The 14,998-nt window shown below is 57.7% G+C and carries 13 protein-coding genes; 10 read left to right on the top strand and 3 right to left on the bottom strand.

Annotated elements, in window-relative coordinates:
• The first annotated feature begins 4 nt into the window (after nucleotides 1-4).
• Genes rsmG through G3A56_RS11655 form a run of 3 tightly spaced genes read left to right on the top strand, consistent with a single transcriptional unit; the run spans nucleotide 5 to nucleotide 2,348 of the window.
• The gene (rsmG, locus tag G3A56_RS11645; RefSeq protein ID WP_003492776.1) at nucleotides 5-622 is read left to right on the top strand and encodes a 16S rRNA (guanine(527)-N(7))-methyltransferase RsmG; all 618 of its coding nucleotides are present in this window, start codon (nucleotides 5-7) and stop codon (nucleotides 620-622) included.
• Nucleotides 623-641: 19 nt separating this feature from the next.
• On the top strand, nucleotides 642-1,436 hold the full coding sequence (locus tag G3A56_RS11650; protein WP_082183273.1) for a ParA family protein: 795 nt from the start codon (nucleotides 642-644) through the stop codon (nucleotides 1,434-1,436).
• 30 nt (nucleotides 1,437-1,466) lie between these two features.
• The gene (locus G3A56_RS11655) at nucleotides 1,467-2,348 is read left to right on the top strand and encodes a ParB/RepB/Spo0J family partition protein (RefSeq protein WP_003492773.1); all 882 of its coding nucleotides are present in this window, start codon (nucleotides 1,467-1,469) and stop codon (nucleotides 2,346-2,348) included.
• Nucleotides 2,349-2,408: 60 nt separating this feature from the next.
• Here the strand turns inward: G3A56_RS11655 and G3A56_RS11660 are convergent, their stop codons facing one another.
• Nucleotides 2,409-2,609, bottom strand: coding sequence for a DUF1674 domain-containing protein (locus G3A56_RS11660; protein WP_003492771.1), 201 nt, complete (start codon nucleotides 2,607-2,609; stop codon nucleotides 2,409-2,411).
• A 118-nt stretch (nucleotides 2,610-2,727) separates the two neighbouring features.
• On the opposite strand from G3A56_RS11660, the gene htpX reads away from it, so the two are divergent.
• From htpX to purH, 4 genes are all read left to right on the top strand, one after another.
• Nucleotides 2,728-3,693, top strand: a complete 966-nt coding sequence (htpX, locus tag G3A56_RS11665; RefSeq protein WP_003492769.1) for a zinc metalloprotease HtpX — start codon at nucleotides 2,728-2,730, stop codon at nucleotides 3,691-3,693.
• Complete coding sequence (locus G3A56_RS11670) at nucleotides 3,690-5,075, top strand: RsmB/NOP family class I SAM-dependent RNA methyltransferase (protein WP_082184546.1); 1,386 nt, start codon at nucleotides 3,690-3,692, stop codon at nucleotides 5,073-5,075. The genes htpX and G3A56_RS11670 overlap by 4 nt, the downstream gene beginning before the upstream one ends.
• A gap of 124 nt (nucleotides 5,076-5,199) precedes the next feature.
• Nucleotides 5,200-6,867 carry a heparinase II/III family protein gene (locus tag G3A56_RS11675; protein WP_164056665.1) on the top strand — a complete coding sequence of 556 codons (1,668 nt, stop codon included), beginning with the start codon at nucleotides 5,200-5,202 and terminating at the stop codon, nucleotides 6,865-6,867.
• Nucleotides 6,868-7,022: 155 nt separating this feature from the next.
• On the top strand, nucleotides 7,023-8,639 hold the full coding sequence (gene purH, locus G3A56_RS11680; RefSeq protein WP_082183270.1) for a bifunctional phosphoribosylaminoimidazolecarboxamide formyltransferase/IMP cyclohydrolase: 1,617 nt from the start codon (nucleotides 7,023-7,025) through the stop codon (nucleotides 8,637-8,639).
• Between the two features lie 139 nt (nucleotides 8,640-8,778).
• On the opposite strand, the gene G3A56_RS11685 is transcribed toward purH, so the two are convergent.
• Both G3A56_RS11685 and G3A56_RS11690 read right to left on the bottom strand, forming a co-directional pair.
• Nucleotides 8,779-10,311: a UxaA family hydrolase gene (locus tag G3A56_RS11685; protein WP_003492761.1), complete on the bottom strand. Its 1,533-nt coding sequence runs from the start codon at nucleotides 10,309-10,311 to the stop codon at nucleotides 8,779-8,781.
• A gap of 42 nt (nucleotides 10,312-10,353) precedes the next feature.
• Nucleotides 10,354-11,046, bottom strand: a complete 693-nt coding sequence (locus G3A56_RS11690; protein WP_003492759.1) for a FadR/GntR family transcriptional regulator — start codon at nucleotides 11,044-11,046, stop codon at nucleotides 10,354-10,356.
• A 257-nt stretch (nucleotides 11,047-11,303) separates the two neighbouring features.
• Between G3A56_RS11690 and G3A56_RS11695 the strand changes: the two genes are divergently transcribed.
• The 3 genes from G3A56_RS11695 to G3A56_RS11705 all read left to right on the top strand — a co-directional run bounded on the left by G3A56_RS11695 (nucleotide 11,304) and on the right by G3A56_RS11705 (nucleotide 14,916).
• Nucleotides 11,304-12,869: a sugar ABC transporter ATP-binding protein gene (locus G3A56_RS11695; protein ID WP_164056381.1), complete on the top strand. Its 1,566-nt coding sequence runs from the start codon at nucleotides 11,304-11,306 to the stop codon at nucleotides 12,867-12,869.
• 8 nt (nucleotides 12,870-12,877) lie between these two features.
• Nucleotides 12,878-13,900, top strand: coding sequence for an ABC transporter permease (locus G3A56_RS11700; protein WP_003492755.1), 1,023 nt, complete (start codon nucleotides 12,878-12,880; stop codon nucleotides 13,898-13,900).
• A gap of 74 nt (nucleotides 13,901-13,974) precedes the next feature.
• Nucleotides 13,975-14,916, top strand: a complete 942-nt coding sequence (locus G3A56_RS11705; RefSeq protein WP_082183269.1) for an ABC transporter substrate-binding protein — start codon at nucleotides 13,975-13,977, stop codon at nucleotides 14,914-14,916.
• Nucleotides 14,917-14,998 lie beyond the last annotated feature (82 nt).

The raw sequence follows: 14,998 nt of genomic DNA on the forward strand, positions 1-14,998 counted from the left end.
GATTATGAAGATAAACGGCCAGAGTGTTTCACGTGAAACACAAGAGAGGCTCGAGCATTTTGTCGAGCTTTTCAAGAAGTGGAATAAAACCACAAATCTGGTGGCGCCTTCGACTCTTACTGAGCTTTGGAGCAGGCACGTCGCTGACAGTGCGCAGATTTTCCAGCTCTCCCCTGCCCCTCAGAAATGGATAGATCTGGGTAGCGGCGGCGGATTTCCCGGCGTCATCACCGCTATTTTTCTTGCGGAGCTTGGCGAAGGCTGGGTCGATCTCGTTGAAAGCAACAATAAGAAAGCTGCATTTCTGCGAATCGCGCTAAAGGAAACCGGCGCGAGAGGCTCTGTTCATCCGGTCAGAATTGAAAAAGCGCCCGAATCCGTTAAAAACTGCGATGCCGTTTCCGCAAGAGCGCTGGCTGAGCTGGATCTGCTTTTCGACTATATTCACCCTTGGGCGCGGAATAATCCAAATCTCAAGGCCTATTTTAATAAAGGCCGGGATTATGATTCCGAAGTGCAGAAAGCACATGGCCGCTGGCAGTTTGATCTGATAAAACATCAGAGTGCCATTGAGGCGGATTCTGTTGTTCTTGAAATCAGAAACCTCATTTTGAGGCACTGACGAACTGACCAGGTGCGGCATGAGCTTTGAAAAAAACCGGATAATCGCAGTTGCAAACCAGAAGGGCGGCGTGGGTAAAACGACGACGGCCATCAATCTGGCTACCGCGTTGGCGGCAATTGGCGAGCGCGTGCTGATCATCGATCTTGATCCGCAGGGCAATGCGAGCACAGGACTTGGAATTGACCGTAAAGAGCGTAAGCTCTCGTCCTACGATCTTCTGGTAGGTGATAACACCATTGCCGAAGTTGCGGTCCCGACAGCGGTTCCAAGCCTCGATATCGTTCCTTCCACGATGGATCTGCTTGGCTTCGAGATGCAGGTCGCCAATGTCGCCAATCGTGTCTTTCTTCTGCGTGCCGCCATGGAGACGCAGGAAGCGCGAGGCTATTCCTATATCCTCGTAGACTGCCCGCCTTCGTTTAATCTTTTGACCATGAATGCCATGACGGCCGCACATTCTGTGCTGGTGCCGCTGCAATGCGAGTTCTTCGCGCTGGAAGGTCTCAGCCAGTTGCTGGATACCGTCAGCCAGATACGTGGCTCGGTCAACCCGCAGCTCGATATTCAGGGCATCGTTCTAACGATGTTCGATGCGCGCAATAATCTTGCGCAACAGGTCGTGACCGATGTGCGTGCGCATCTGGGTGAGAAGGTTTACCACACTCTCATTCCGCGGAATGTGCGTGTTTCCGAGGCGCCGTCTTATGGTAAGCCTGCCATTCTTTACGACCTGAAATGTGCGGGTAGCCAGGCCTATCTGCAACTGGCGTCTGAAGTGATCCAGAGAGAACGTCTGCGCAAGGCCGCGTGACGTCTGCCGGACTGTATGGAGTAATATCTTATGAGTGATGATCTTTCCAAGCGTCGTCTCGGACGCGGTCTTGCGGCGCTGATCGGTGAAATGGACCAGCCGGTGCCGGTGGGCGAACCACAGCGTGCCGTCAACGCTGATCGTACCATTCCGATCGAGTTCATCGCTCGCAGCCAGAGAAACCCGCGCCGTCATTTTGATGAGAATGAGCTGCAGGATCTCGCTGCATCCATTCGTCAGCACGGAATTGTTCAGCCTGTGGTGGTGCGGACAGTTGGCGTCAACCGTTACGAGATTATCGCTGGTGAAAGGCGTTGGCGCGCGGCGCAGCTGGCTGGTTTTACCGATGTCCCTGTAATCGTTCGTGATGTCGACGACCGTACGGCGCTGGAGCTGGCGATTGTCGAAAACGTGCAGCGTTCTGACCTCAATCCGCTGGAAGAGGCGATGGGTTACGAACAGCTGATCGCCGAGCACGGTTACACCCAGAACGATCTGGGCGAAATTATCGGCAAAAGCCGAAGCCATGTTGCAAACAGCCTCAGGCTTCTGAAGCTTCCTGATCCGGTTCGGGATATGCTGGCCGATGGTTCGCTTTCCGCCGGTCACGCGCGAGCACTTGTATCGACGTCCGATCCGGCCACTCTGGCAAAGACCATCGTCTCCAAGGGCCTCTCGGTGCGTGATGCCGAGCGTTTGGCGCAAAACGATATCAAGTCGCAGGGTGACGTTGCCGAGAAGCGTCCGGCTGCCGAAAAGGATTCCGATACGGTTGCTCTGGAACGCAGCCTGTCAGACGCTCTCGGCCTGGATGTGAAGATCAGCCACAAGGGCGGCTCCGGGCAAATCCGCATCAGCTACCGTACACTGGAGCAATTGGAAGCGATCTGCCGGCTGTTGGAACAGAAATAAGCAAGTGCTTGTTTTTATTGAAAAATACCCGCTTTTAGCGGGTATTTTTCATTACGGTGTTCAAAAGTCGATAGCCCGGCCTTTTATTTCGTAGTCCCCGAAACGAACGGGTTCTGCGCCGCCGCGGCCACCGGTTTCCGGCGGTAATTGGAGATCCGCCTGCTGTTTGCGGCGTTCTTCCGCTTCCTTCAACGCACGTTCCGCAGCAGGCGAAAGCCGCCTGGCCATCTCCGCGCCGTTGTCATTATCCGCATCCTGCATGAGAATCCTCCCTATGACGGGATATTGAAATATGTTTGCCGTTTACCAGATTATATAATCAAACGGGCTTTATAAACCCCGGAATATTCCCTGATAAATTACAAGGAGAGTTTGACAGATGAACATGATGCGCACGGCAATGCTTCTGGCCTTCATGACGGCATTGTTCATGGGTGTCGGTTTTCTGATTGGCGGCAGGGGCGGCATGATGATTGCTTTCCTCATCGCTGCCGGTATGAACCTCTTCTCCTACTGGAATTCGGACAAGATGGTCCTCTCAGCCTATCGCGCGAGGGAGATCGATGAGGCCAATGCGCCCGAGTTTTTTCACATGATCCGCGATCTCTCGCATAATGCCGGTCTGCCGATGCCTAAGGTCTATATTTACGACAGCCCGCAGCCCAATGCCTTTGCGACGGGAAGAAACCCGCAGAATGCCGCCGTCGCCGCCTCCACGGGTCTGCTGGAGCGTCTGACACCTGAGGAAGTGGCCGGTGTGATGGCGCATGAGCTTGCGCATGTGCAGAACCGGGATACGCTGACAATGACGATCACCGCAACATTGGCTGGTGCGATCTCCATGCTGGGCAACTTCGCGTTCCTGTTCGGTGGCAATCGCGAAAACAACAATAATCCACTTGGTTTCATCGGCGTGCTGGTCGCGATGATCGTGGCGCCGCTGGCTGCGATGCTGGTGCAGATGGCCATCAGCCGCACCCGGGAATATTCGGCTGACCGACGCGGGGCGGAAATCTGCGGCAATCCGCTGTGGCTTGCCTCCGCATTGCAGAAGATTTCCGGCATGGCGCAGCAGATTCACAATGACGATGCTGAGCGCAACCCGGCAACGGCCCATATGTTCATCATCAATCCGCTCTCGGGCGAGCGTATGGACAATCTCTTCTCGACGCATCCCAATACGGAAAACCGGGTCGCCGCGCTGCATGCCATGGCGCAGGAGTTTTCCCCGCGAGGATCGACGCCGGCGCCGTCGAATGATAAGCGTCTGCGCAAATCAGGCTCGGTTCCAAGCACAGGCTCGGGGCGAGGCAATGAAAACGAGCGAAAAGGGCCGTGGTCTTGACATCCGATACGCAGAATAAGCCGGCGCGGTCCAAAAAACCGAGGCCGGCCAATGGTGGGGGCCGCGAAGACGGCCCTTCGTCTTTCCAGGACAAGCCGGGCCTTGCCGCACGCGTTGCCGCGACGCGCATTCTCGCAGCCGTTCTGGAAAAGAAGACCTCGCTCGATGGAATGCTGGACAGCGAAAATGGCAATCCGGTGTACCGCGCGCTGTCCGTTGCGGACCGGGCGCTCGTGAGAGCCATCGTCAACAGCGCACTTAGACATCTGCCGCGTGTCGAGGCGGCATTGTCGATGCTGCTTGATGGCCCCTTGCCGCAGGGCGCCCGCTCGCTGCATCACGTTCTCGTCGTCGGTGCGGCGCAGATGCTTTATCTCGACGTTCCGGATCATTCGGCAGTGGATCTCGCTGTGGAACAGGCCCATCGCGACCCGCGCAACAGGCGCTTCGTCAAGCTGGTGAATGCCGTTTTGCGGCGACTGGGTCGGGAAAAAGCTGATATCGAACAGGCGATCGCGCAGGTCCCGGTACTGCCGGACTGGTTCTATGCGCGTCTGGTTTCCGCCTATGGTGATAAGACTGCCGAACGGATTTCCGAGGCACAGCTGACGCCGTCCTCCATCGATCTCACGGTGAAGGCCGATCCGGCTCTGTGGGCGGAAAAGCTGGGTGGCACGCTCATGCCGAATGGCAGCGTCCGTCTCGGGGAGTTCGAAGGGCAGATCCCGTCGCTGGACGGCTTTGCCGATGGCGCCTGGTGGGTGCAGGATCTCGCTGCCAGCATGCCGGTGAGGCTGATGGGCGATGTGTCCGGCAAGCGTGTTGCAGATCTTTGTGCCGCTCCAGGCGGCAAGACCGCGCAGCTTGCGCTTGCGGGTGCGAAAGTGACTGCTCTGGACCAATCCGGCAATCGTCTTCGCCGCCTCAGGGAGAATCTCGATCGGCTCGGCCTTCACGCCGAAACGGTGGAGGTCAACATGATGAAGTACCAGCCGGAGCAGCTTTTCGACGCCGTTCTTCTTGATGCTCCCTGCTCGTCAACCGGCACGCTGCGCAAGCATCCCGATGTCTGCTGGACGAAGGATGAAAACGATATCGCCAAACTTGCTACGCTTCAGGGCCAGATGCTGCGGCATGCGCTTACTCTGGTCGATTCCGGAGGCATCGTGGTGTTCTCCAACTGCTCGCTCGATCCTTCTGAAGGGGAAGCGATGATTGCGCAGGTTCTGGCAGAAAACCCCGGTATTGAGCGTGTCGCCGTCCGCAAGGAGGATTGGCCCTCGATGGAGGCTGCTATCACCGCAGAGGGCGATCTTCGCACGACGCCGGATATGTTCGGTGGGGTCGATGGGTTTTTTAGCAGTGTCTTGCGTAAGAAGTAGAAAAAAGCGAAGCTCTCGCGAATCATTAGATATTTATCGATAACGTTCCGGTCATCGCGGTTCACTGATAAAAACAAAACATGTGAACGGGAAACACAGCTTGTTAGGGTCCTTTGCAGGCAGCATGAATGCGGCCGGTCTTCTTTCACGGATGGCGTATCGGCATCTGTGCGTCGGCCTCACGCCTTTGCGCCTGCATGTATCCCGGTTTGCCAATCGTGTTCCCGACGGGCTGGTAGCGGCGCCTACCGATCTGAGGGCGATCGACCCCTATTTTGCCGAGGAATTGTTGCGTGGCCGTATAGCGCTTGCCGGTCGCGTCGTTGAAACCGGTGGCCTCTCGCCATTTCAGTTGGACTACCCTTCGCTGGTTTTTGAGGAACGCCTGCACGCCTTCGGCTGGCTGCGGCATATCCGTTCCGACAGATCGAGCGAGGCGTGCAAGCGCGCGCGCCGTATCGTTGCCGAGTGGATCGCCATCCATGGCAAGCGGCTTGCGGGCGCCGCCTGGTCACCGGAAATTGCGGCGCAGAGGCTGATCGCCTGGCTCTCCCATTCACCCGTCGTTTTATATGAGGCAGATGCGGGCTTTTATCGCCGCTTCCTGAAAAGTCTTGCCTTTCATGTGCGTTACCTCGACAGGATCGTGAAACATGCGCCTGACGGAGAAGCGAGGCTGAGGATAAGGATTGCGCTCGCCATGGCCTCCATCGCCATGCCTACCCGCCTCTCCCGCATTACCCGGCATGGAATGAAGCTTGCTCAGGAAATGGAACGCCAGATTCTCCCCGATGGCGGACATGTTTCGCGCAATCCGCGGGTCATGCTGGATCTCCTGCTTGATCTTTTGCCGCTTCGGCAAAGCTACATCAATCTCGGCCACGATCTGCCCTCGGGGCTTGTGCCGGCGATTGACCGCATGTTTCCGGCAATCCGGTTTTTCCGGCATCAGGGCGGCGATCTCGCGCTGTTCAACGGCGCGACAGCCACGCTGGCCAATGAGCTCGTCTCCGTGCTCCGCTATGATGAAACGGCGGGCCGGCCCTCCAAGGTGCTGCCGGACGTGAACTACCAACGGCTCGCCACCGACGATACCGTTATCATAGTGGATACGGGTTATCCCAGTTCGGCGGAGCTTTCGCGCAACGCCCATTCAGGGTGCCTGTCCTTCGAAATGTCCTGCGGCAAGAACCGGTTCATCGTTAATTCCGGTTTTCCGAAAAATGCTGCACCGGAATATCAACGGGCCAGCCGGTCGACGGCCGCCCACTCCACCGTCACGCTTGCGGACACGTCTTCCTGCAAATTGTCCCGATCGAGACTGCTTGGGCCGATCATGATCTCCGGTGTCAGCGAGGTCGATAGCAGGCGCGGAACGGATGGAAACCGCAACGATGTGCTGTGGGCATCGCATGATGGATATCTGCAGAATTTCGGCTGCTATCACGAGCGGGAAATCGAATTGAATGCAGCGGGTACGAAGATAAAAGGCCGCGACCTGCTGCGTGCCGATGAAGATGCAATAAAGATGCAGCTGCAGTCCGTTTCGGCGGTATCGCGTTTCCATATCCATCCTCACATCCAGCTGCATCAGCGGGATGAAGAGTCGGTTTATCTTGAAGCGGCGGATGGAACCACCTGGCTGTTCTCCGCGCCGGGGCTGGAGCTTTTCGTCACCGAGGATGTCTTCATGGCCGATGCCTCCGGCATGCGGCCCTCGCAGCAGATCGAGCTGCCCTTCAACCTTGCCAATACCCGGGAAATCCGCTGGATCATCGAACGCAAGGCCTAGATGGTTCCGGATGGTTTTCACACGAAAACCGCGTGTAGTTTTCGCCGTTCGGCATCCCCGCTGTTTATTAATACGGCAAGCTGTGTTAACGCGGCGGCAATTGCTGGATCAATCCCCAGTCCAGCCTGTCCTCCCTGTTGAACGGAGTATGCCTGATGGCTGTCGTATCCAAAAAAATCCCCGCTCCCGATAAGGTCAAAATCCGCACGGCACTTCTTTCCGTGTCCGACAAGACGGATATCCTCGAGCTGGCGACGGTTCTGTCGAAGCTTGGCGTCAAGCTCCTGTCGACAGGCGGTACGGCGAAGGCCATCGCCGAGGCGGGCCTGCCGGTGACGGATGTTTCCGATGTAACCAATTTTCCGGAAATCATGGACGGCCGGGTCAAGACCTTGCATCCCAATGTGCATGGCGGCCTTCTGGCCATCCGTGATGATGCCGACCATGTCGAGGCCATGAAGGCGCATGGTATCGAGGCGATTGATCTCTCGGTCATAAACCTTTATCCGTTTGAAGAAGTTCGCGCCAAGGGCGGCGATTATCCGACAACGGTCGAGAATATCGACATCGGCGGCCCGGCGATGATCCGCGCTTCGGCCAAGAACCACGCTTATGTCACTGTTGTCACCGATCCTTCAGACTACCCGGCACTGGTTGAAGCCCTGCAGGCGGATGACGGCCAGACATCCTATGCGCTGCGCCAGAGATTTGCCGCCAAGGCCTATGCCCGCACGGCCGCTTATGATGCGGTGATTTCCAACTGGTTTGCCCAGGCTCTTTCCATCGAGACGCCGGACTACCGGGCCATTGGCGGCGCGCTGAAGGAAAAGATGCGTTATGGCGAGAACCCGCATCAGAGTGCCGGCTTCTACCTGACCGGCGAAAAGCGTCCTGGCGTTGCAACGGCAACGCTTCTCCAGGGCAAGCAGCTTTCCTACAATAACATCAACGACACGGATGCGGCTTACGAGCTTGTGGCGGAGTTCCTGCCGGAAAACGCGCCGGCTGTTGCCATCATCAAGCACGCAAACCCCTGTGGCGTTGCAACCGGTCCCACGCTTGCCGAAGCTTACCGCCGGGCGCTGGCTTGCGATTCCGTTTCGGCATTCGGTGGTGTCATTGCGTTGAACCGCACGCTCGATGCGGAAACGGCGGAAGAGATCGTCAAGCTCTTTACCGAGGTCATCATTGCACCCGATGTTACGGAAGAGGCCAAGGCAATCATTGCCCGCAAGCCAAACCTTCGCCTGCTGGCTGCAGGCGGCCTGCCTGATCCGCGCGTAGCCGGTATCACGGCCAAGACCGTTTCGGGTGGCCTGCTCGTGCAGAGCCGCGACAACGGTATGGTCGAGGATCTCGAGCTGAAGGTTGTCACCAAGCGTGCGCCGACGGCGCAGGAACTTGAAGACATGAAATTTGCCTTCAAGATTGCTAAGCATGTGAAATCCAACGCCGTCATCTATGCCAAGGATGGCCAGACCGCTGGTATTGGCGCCGGTCAGATGAGCCGGGTGGATTCCGCCCGGATCGCCGCCCTGAAGGCGGAGGATGCGGCCAAGGCGCTTGGGCTCACTGAGCCCCTGACACGTGGCTCTGCCGTGGCGTCGGAAGCGTTCTATCCGTTCGCCGACGGTCTGCTTGCTGCGATTGCCGCAGGTGCCACCGCCGTCATCCAGCCGGGTGGCTCCATGCGTGATCAGGAAGTGATCGACGCCGCGAACGAGCATAATGTGACGATGGTCTTTACCGGCATGCGCCACTTCCGCCACTGAGCGAGAATACCCCTATCAGAATGGGAAAAGGCCCGGAAAGTGATTTCCGGGCCTTTTGTTTCACGTGGGACAGTCGGATTTCATCTCCCGCATTTTCCGGATGCAAAACCGCTACGCAGTTTTACTGGAATGCGCAGGTTCAGGTCACCGCTCCCACCTGCCACGGTACGAATTCGTTGTCGCCGTAGTCGTAAATCTCACTGACAGTCTTATCACCGGACGCGACCGCCAGAATGTGCTCGAAAATTCGTTTGCCGGATTCCTCAATGGTTTCCGCGCCAGTAACGATCTCGCCGCAGTTGAGATCCATGTCTTCCTTCATGTGTTCATACATTTCGGAATTGGTGGCGATCTTGATGCACGGCGCCGGCTTGAACCCTGATACGGAGCCGCGGCCCGTGGTGAAACAGATGACGTTGCAGCCGCCGGCAACCTGGCCGGTGACGGCAACGGGATCGTAGCCGGGCGTATCCATGAAAACGAAACCCTGTTCGGTCACGGTTTCCGCAAATTCATAAACGGCTTTCAGCGGCATGGAGCCGCCTTTGGCGACCGCACCCAGCGATTTTTCCAGAATGGTGGTCAGGCCGCCGAGCTTGTTGCCGTGGGACGGGTTGTTGTTCAGCTCGTCGCCATTACGGGCGGTATAATCCCGCCACCAGTCGATGCGCTGCAGCAGCTTTTCGGCGACCGCAGGTGTGATGGCCCGCTTCGTCAGGAGGTGCTCGGCGCCGTAGATTTCCGGTGTCTCGGAAAGAACCGTCGTGCCGCCGTTACGGACAATGAGATCGGAGGCGTAACCGAGTGCCGGGTTCGCCGATATGCCGGAATAGCCGTCAGAGCCACCACATTCCAGCGCCACTTTCAGCTTTGAAAGGGGTTGTTCGGTTCTGCGGGCGGCATTGACCATCGGCAGCATGGCCTTGATCTCGGCAATCGCCGCGTCGATCGTCTTTCGCGTGCCGCCATGCTGCTGGATGGTCATGGTGCGCAGGCGCTCGCCTTCCTCCATCTTGTAGTGTTCGAGGATGGGGGCAATCTGGTTTGTTTCGCAACCGAGGCCGATCAACAGAATGCCACCGAAATTTGGATGGCGGGCATAACCCTGAATGGTGCGGATCAGAAGGCGGTATCCTTCCGATTTCGTGTTGAGCGCGCAGCCGCCGCCATGCGTCAGCGCCACGACACCATCGACATTGTCGAAACCTTCAAGGCCGCCCTGCTTGTTGAAATAATCGGCGATGTAGCGCGATACCGTGGCGGAACAGTTCACGGAAGCGATGACGCCGATGTAGTTGCGCGTGCCGACGCCACCGAGACCGCGATCATAACCCATGAAGGTCCGGCGGTCGGCCTCGGGCACCATGCCCTTTTCCTCAATATCGACACTGAACTGATGCGCATGTTCGGAGGGCACCATGGCGAGATTGTGCAGATGCACGTGCCGGCCAGGCTCGATATCCTGTGTGGCGATGCCGATTACCTGCCCGTATTTCAGGACCTCGTCTCCGGATCTGATGAGCTTCAGGGCCACCTTGTGTCCGCGTCCGATCAGTTCAAGCGCCGTCAGATCGCCCCTGCCCGTCGCACCACCGGCCGGAATGGACCGGCGCGCCACCGCGACATTGTCGTTGGCGTTCAGCAAAATGGTTGCCTCGGAATTCTCACTCACGGGTTTTCCTCCTCCCGGTATATTGCCTGCTATATTTTAGATTCAACTATCAACCCAGCGCCTCTTGGAGCCTTCGAGATGGATGTGCATTGCGGCCTGCGCCAGCAGCGGGTCTTTCAGCTCCAGTGCCGCCAGAATGGCTTCGTGTTCCTGAAGGGCGAAGGCCCAGGTGTCGCGATCCTCAAATTTCACGCGCAGCTGGGCCGAAATGGGGCTGTGCCGCTCATCAAAGAGGTTTGCCACCAGCCGCGCCAGAACGCTGTTTCCGGATTGTTCGGCAATGGTGACATGAAACAGCCGGTCCTGATCGAGAGGCTTGCGTCCCGCCTCGATTTCCTTCTGCATGGTGTTTAGTATCTGGCGAAGGCTGGCAATGGTTTCCTCCGTCATGCGGCTTGCCGCCAACACGATGGTTGCGCCTTCCAGTGCCGCCCGCGCCTGCATCAGTTCAGACGGGCTGTCGCCCAGCGACTTGGTGTGATGGGTGGTCTGCAGAGCTTCGGTTGATACATAGACACCGGAACCCATGCGAATTTCGACGGTGTTGTCGATTTCCAGTGCGATCAGCGCCTCGCGCAGGGAGGGTCTGGAGACGCCGAGTTTCTGTGCCAGTTCCCGCTCGGCCGGAAGCCGCGTTCCGGGCAGAAACTCGCCCAAATCGATGAGCTCGCGTATCTGGTCCGCAATCTGCTGATAAAGCCTGCGTGGTTCCGCTATTTTGGCCTGACCATTCATGTGTTTTCTAACGAGCCCTGTCTTCAATCTGCATTTGGCCTTACCGTAACGCCAAGCGTATCAATACGCAAGAAATTACTTAAATATAAGAATTTACAACACTATTGCGGATTCTAGCTTCTGATGATTGTGTTCTTTCTTGAGCCCTTATCCAAATTTTGACCAAATTGGCTTGACCATTCCAGAAAACCGGCCTAACCATTTGGCCTGTTCATGGTACCCCGGTGGAGCGGGGAGCACGGGTGGGAGGTTTCCAGATGTCGCAGGGCGCATCGACAATTCGGGGCGATTTTTCGCCTGAGGAGATGGCGCGCGACGAGCGCTCCGTTCTTCTGCGTCTTGAAAACATCAGCAAGGAATTTCCGGGCGTCAAGGCGCTGTCGAACGTGCATTTCGATTTGCGCAGCGGTGAAGTGCATGCCGTCTGCGGCGAAAATGGCGCGGGAAAATCGACGCTGATGAAAATCGTCAGCGGCGTCTATCAGCCGAGCGACGGCACGATCCTGCATAAGGGCGTTAAGGTGCAATATGCATCGCCGCTGGAGTCCGAAGCCGCCGGCATCGCCATCATCCATCAGGAACTCAACCTCGTTCCGCATCTCTCTGTCGCCGAAAACATCTATCTCGCCCGCGAGCCCCGGCGGGGTTTCCTCGTTGATCGCAAGAAGCTGCGGCTCGATGCCAAGCGCTGTCTTGATCGGCTTGGCGTCGATATTGACCCGGACCAGACCGTTCGCGGTCTCTCGGTCGCCCAATGTCAGATGGTGGAGATTGCCAAGGCTCTTTCTCTCGATGCCGAAGTCCTCATCATGGATGAGCCCACCTCCTCGCTGACCGAGCAGGAGACAAGGCTGCTGTTCAAGGTCATCCGCGATCTCAAGGCATCCGGCGTCGGCATCGTCTATATTTCCCATCGTCTCGATGAAATGGCCGAGATCGTCGACCGGGTAACGGTTCTGCGCGACGGACGCTATATTTCGACCGATGATTTCGCGTCGATCACCGTTGACGATATCGTCACGCGCATGGTCGGACGTTCTCTCGAGGACAAATTCCCCGAGCGCACCTCGCATCCTACGCAAGACATTATCTTCTCCGTGGAAGGGCTGACACGCAGCGGCGTGTTCCACGATGTCGGTTTTTCGCTGCGCCGGGGTGAAATTCTCGGTTTTGCCGGGCTGATGGGTGCGGGTCGAACCGAGGTCGCGCGGGCGATCTTTGGCGCCGATCCTCTGGATGCGGGCAAGATCGTTTTTAATGGGCGCGAACTTTCGATCAACTCACCGCAGGACGCCATCAGGGAAGGCATCGCCTATCTCTCGGAAGACCGAAAGAGTGATGGTCTTGCCGTCAAGATGTCGGTTGCGGCCAATACGACGCTTGCCAATATCGGCGAGGTGTCCAACCGTTTCGGACTGATCGATTTCAAGAAACATGACGATGTCGCCAAGCGTTATGTCGACCTTCTGAATATTCGCACGCCCTCGATCGAGCAGACGGTGCGGCTGCTCTCGGGCGGCAATCAGCAGAAAATCATTATCGGCAAATGGCTGTTCCGGCAGTCGCGCGTGTTGTTCTTCGATGAGCCGACACGCGGTATCGATGTCGGCGCGAAATTTGCGATCTACAAGATCATGGATGAACTGGCCGCGCAGGGGATTGGTGTCATTCTCATCAGTTCGGAACTGCCGGAAATTCTGGGGCTGACGGATCGTATCGCCGTCTTCCACCAGGGCCGGATCACGGGCGTGCTTGAGACCGCCAAGACCAATCAGGAAGAAATCATGCGGTATGCGTCCGGTTACGGCCGGGCCGCGCAGTGAGGAACGACATGGCTAATATTGCAGAACCCAAGAAGAGCTTCGCCTTCAGCGACCGCCAGAAGGATATTATCCAGAAGTTTGCGGCGCTTGGCAGTCTCGTTGTGCTGGTTATGGTGTTTTCCGCCACCAGCAGCGCCTTCTTCTCCGTCAACAATGCCATGACCATTGCGCTTCAGGTCACGTCCATCGCCTTGCTCGGCATCGGTGCGACCTGCGTCATCATCACCGGCGGCATCGATCTTTCCGTCGGCTCTGTGCTTGCCCTGGCCGGGGTCGTCGCCGCCCTTGCGGTGAAGGAACTTGGCATGCCGGTGCCGGTCGGCATGTTTCTTGGTGTTCTGACGGGGTCTCTCTGCGGTCTCATCAACGGCCTTCTGGTTACCCGCTTCAAGCTGCCGCCCTTTATCGCCACTCTCGGCATGATGCTGATTGCCCGCGGCGTGGCGCTGCAAATCACCGGCGCGCGCGCGGTTTCCGGTCTTGGCGAATCCTTCGGCGAACTTGGCAATGGCGCTCTCTTCCGCATCGTCAACATCGGTGATGACGGCTTTCCGAACGTGGTGTTTCCGGGCATTCCCTACCCTGTCATCCTGATGGTGGTGATTGCGCTTGCCGTCTCCTTCATGCTCAACCGCTCGATCCTCGGCCGTCATATCTATGCCGTCGGTTCAAATGCGGAGGCGGCACGCCTTTCCGGCGTCAACGTCGCCCGCGTCACCAATTTCACCTACATCCTGTCCGGCACGCTCGCAGGGTTGACGGGTTGCGTGCTGATGTCGCGCCTCGTCACCGCCCAGCCGAATGAGGGCGTGATGTATGAGCTGGATGCAATCGCCAGCGCCGTCATCGGCGGCACATCGCTCATCGGCGGCGTGGGTACGATTTCCGGCACGGCCATCGGCGCCTTTGTCATCGGCATCCTGCGCAACGGTCTCAATATGAATGGCGTCTCCGCCTTCACGCAACAGATCATCATCGGCCTCGTCATTCTGGTCACCGTCTGGATCGACCAGTTGCGAAACCGCCGCTGATCAAAGGGCTGCGGACCCTTTCCGCAAAAAGATCGGCAGGGGAGGCCCGGTATGCCGACATCACGGAGGAAGAAATGAAGAAAATTGCGACTGCCCTTTTGACATCCGCAATCGCGCTGTGGAGCGTCTCCACCGTGCAGGCCGGCGAAATCGCCGTCATCGTCAAGACCGTCAACTCCACCTTCTGGCAGAACGTCCAGAAGGGCGCCGATGCGGCGATGAAGAACTCTGCCGGCAACACCATGACTTTCCAGGGCCCGGCAGCCGAATCCGCCATCGCCGACCAGGTCAACATGGTCGAAAACGCGATCAACCGTAAGGTCGCAGGCATTGTCCTCGCCCCTTCCGATCCGGATGCTTTGGTGCCGGCCGTCAAGAAGGCCTGGGAAGCCCGCATTCCCGTGGTTCTGATCGACTCGCAGCTCGCTCAGGGTTCCGAGCAATATTACCAGTCCTTCCTCGCGACCGACAATAAGAAAGCCGGCGAACTGGCAGCGCAGGCGCTGATCGACAAGGTTGGCAAGGAAGGCAAGATCGCCGTCATGTCTTACGTGGCCGGTGCCGGTTCGGAAATCGGCCGTGTCGGTGGTTTCACCGACTACATCCAGATGAATTCCAACCTGAAGATCGTCGGCCCGTTCTATTCGCAGTCGCAGATGGCGACGGCGCTGAACCAGACGACCGACGTTCTGGCCGCCAATTCCGATCTCAAGGGTATCTTCGGCGCCAATGAGCCCACCGCCATCGGTGTCGGCCGTGCGCTTGCCCAGACTGGCAAGGCGGGCAAGGTCGTCGGCATCGGTTTTGACGGCAACCAGGACCTTCAGGGCTTCGTCAAGGACGGCACGCTCGCCGGCATCGTTGTTCAGGGTTCCTACCAGATGGGCGAAAAGGGCGTGGAGACTATCTCCAAGCTCATCAACAAGGAAAAGGTCGAGAAGTTCGTCGATACTGGCGTCGTTGTTGTCACCAAGGACAATATCGAGAAGCCGGAAGCCAAGAACGTTCTTTACTGATGCAAGACGGCGCGCCGCTTTGGCGGCGCGCCTCAAAATTTTGAGATGCGGGATTTCAGGCGAAAACCGCACACACCTTTTC

Origin of the sequence: Rhizobium oryzihabitans (assembly GCF_010669145.1) — a bacterium.
GTDB lineage: Bacteria > Pseudomonadota > Alphaproteobacteria > Rhizobiales > Rhizobiaceae > Agrobacterium > Agrobacterium oryzihabitans.

Excerpts from the sequence above, each read along its gene's own strand:
- htpX (WP_003492769.1), top strand. The coding sequence starts at position 2,728 with ATGAACATGATGCGCACGGCAATGCTTCTGGCCTTCATGACGGCATTG.
- G3A56_RS11675 (WP_164056665.1), top strand. The coding sequence starts at position 5,200 with ATGAATGCGGCCGGTCTTCTTTCACGGATGGCGTATCGGCATCTGTGC.
- G3A56_RS11650 (WP_082183273.1), top strand. The coding sequence starts at position 642 with ATGAGCTTTGAAAAAAACCGGATAATCGCAGTTGCAAACCAGAAGGGC.
- G3A56_RS11660 (WP_003492771.1), bottom strand. The coding sequence starts at position 2,609 with ATGCAGGATGCGGATAATGACAACGGCGCGGAGATGGCCAGGCGGCTT.
- G3A56_RS11700 (WP_003492755.1), top strand. The coding sequence starts at position 12,878 with ATGGCTAATATTGCAGAACCCAAGAAGAGCTTCGCCTTCAGCGACCGC.
- purH (WP_082183270.1), top strand. The coding sequence starts at position 7,023 with ATGGCTGTCGTATCCAAAAAAATCCCCGCTCCCGATAAGGTCAAAATC.
- G3A56_RS11705 (WP_082183269.1), top strand. The coding sequence starts at position 13,975 with ATGAAGAAAATTGCGACTGCCCTTTTGACATCCGCAATCGCGCTGTGG.
- rsmG (WP_003492776.1), top strand. The coding sequence starts at position 5 with ATGAAGATAAACGGCCAGAGTGTTTCACGTGAAACACAAGAGAGGCTC.
- G3A56_RS11695 (WP_164056381.1), top strand. The coding sequence starts at position 11,304 with ATGTCGCAGGGCGCATCGACAATTCGGGGCGATTTTTCGCCTGAGGAG.
- G3A56_RS11655 (WP_003492773.1), top strand. The coding sequence starts at position 1,467 with ATGAGTGATGATCTTTCCAAGCGTCGTCTCGGACGCGGTCTTGCGGCG.
- G3A56_RS11690 (WP_003492759.1), bottom strand. The coding sequence starts at position 11,046 with ATGAATGGTCAGGCCAAAATAGCGGAACCACGCAGGCTTTATCAGCAG.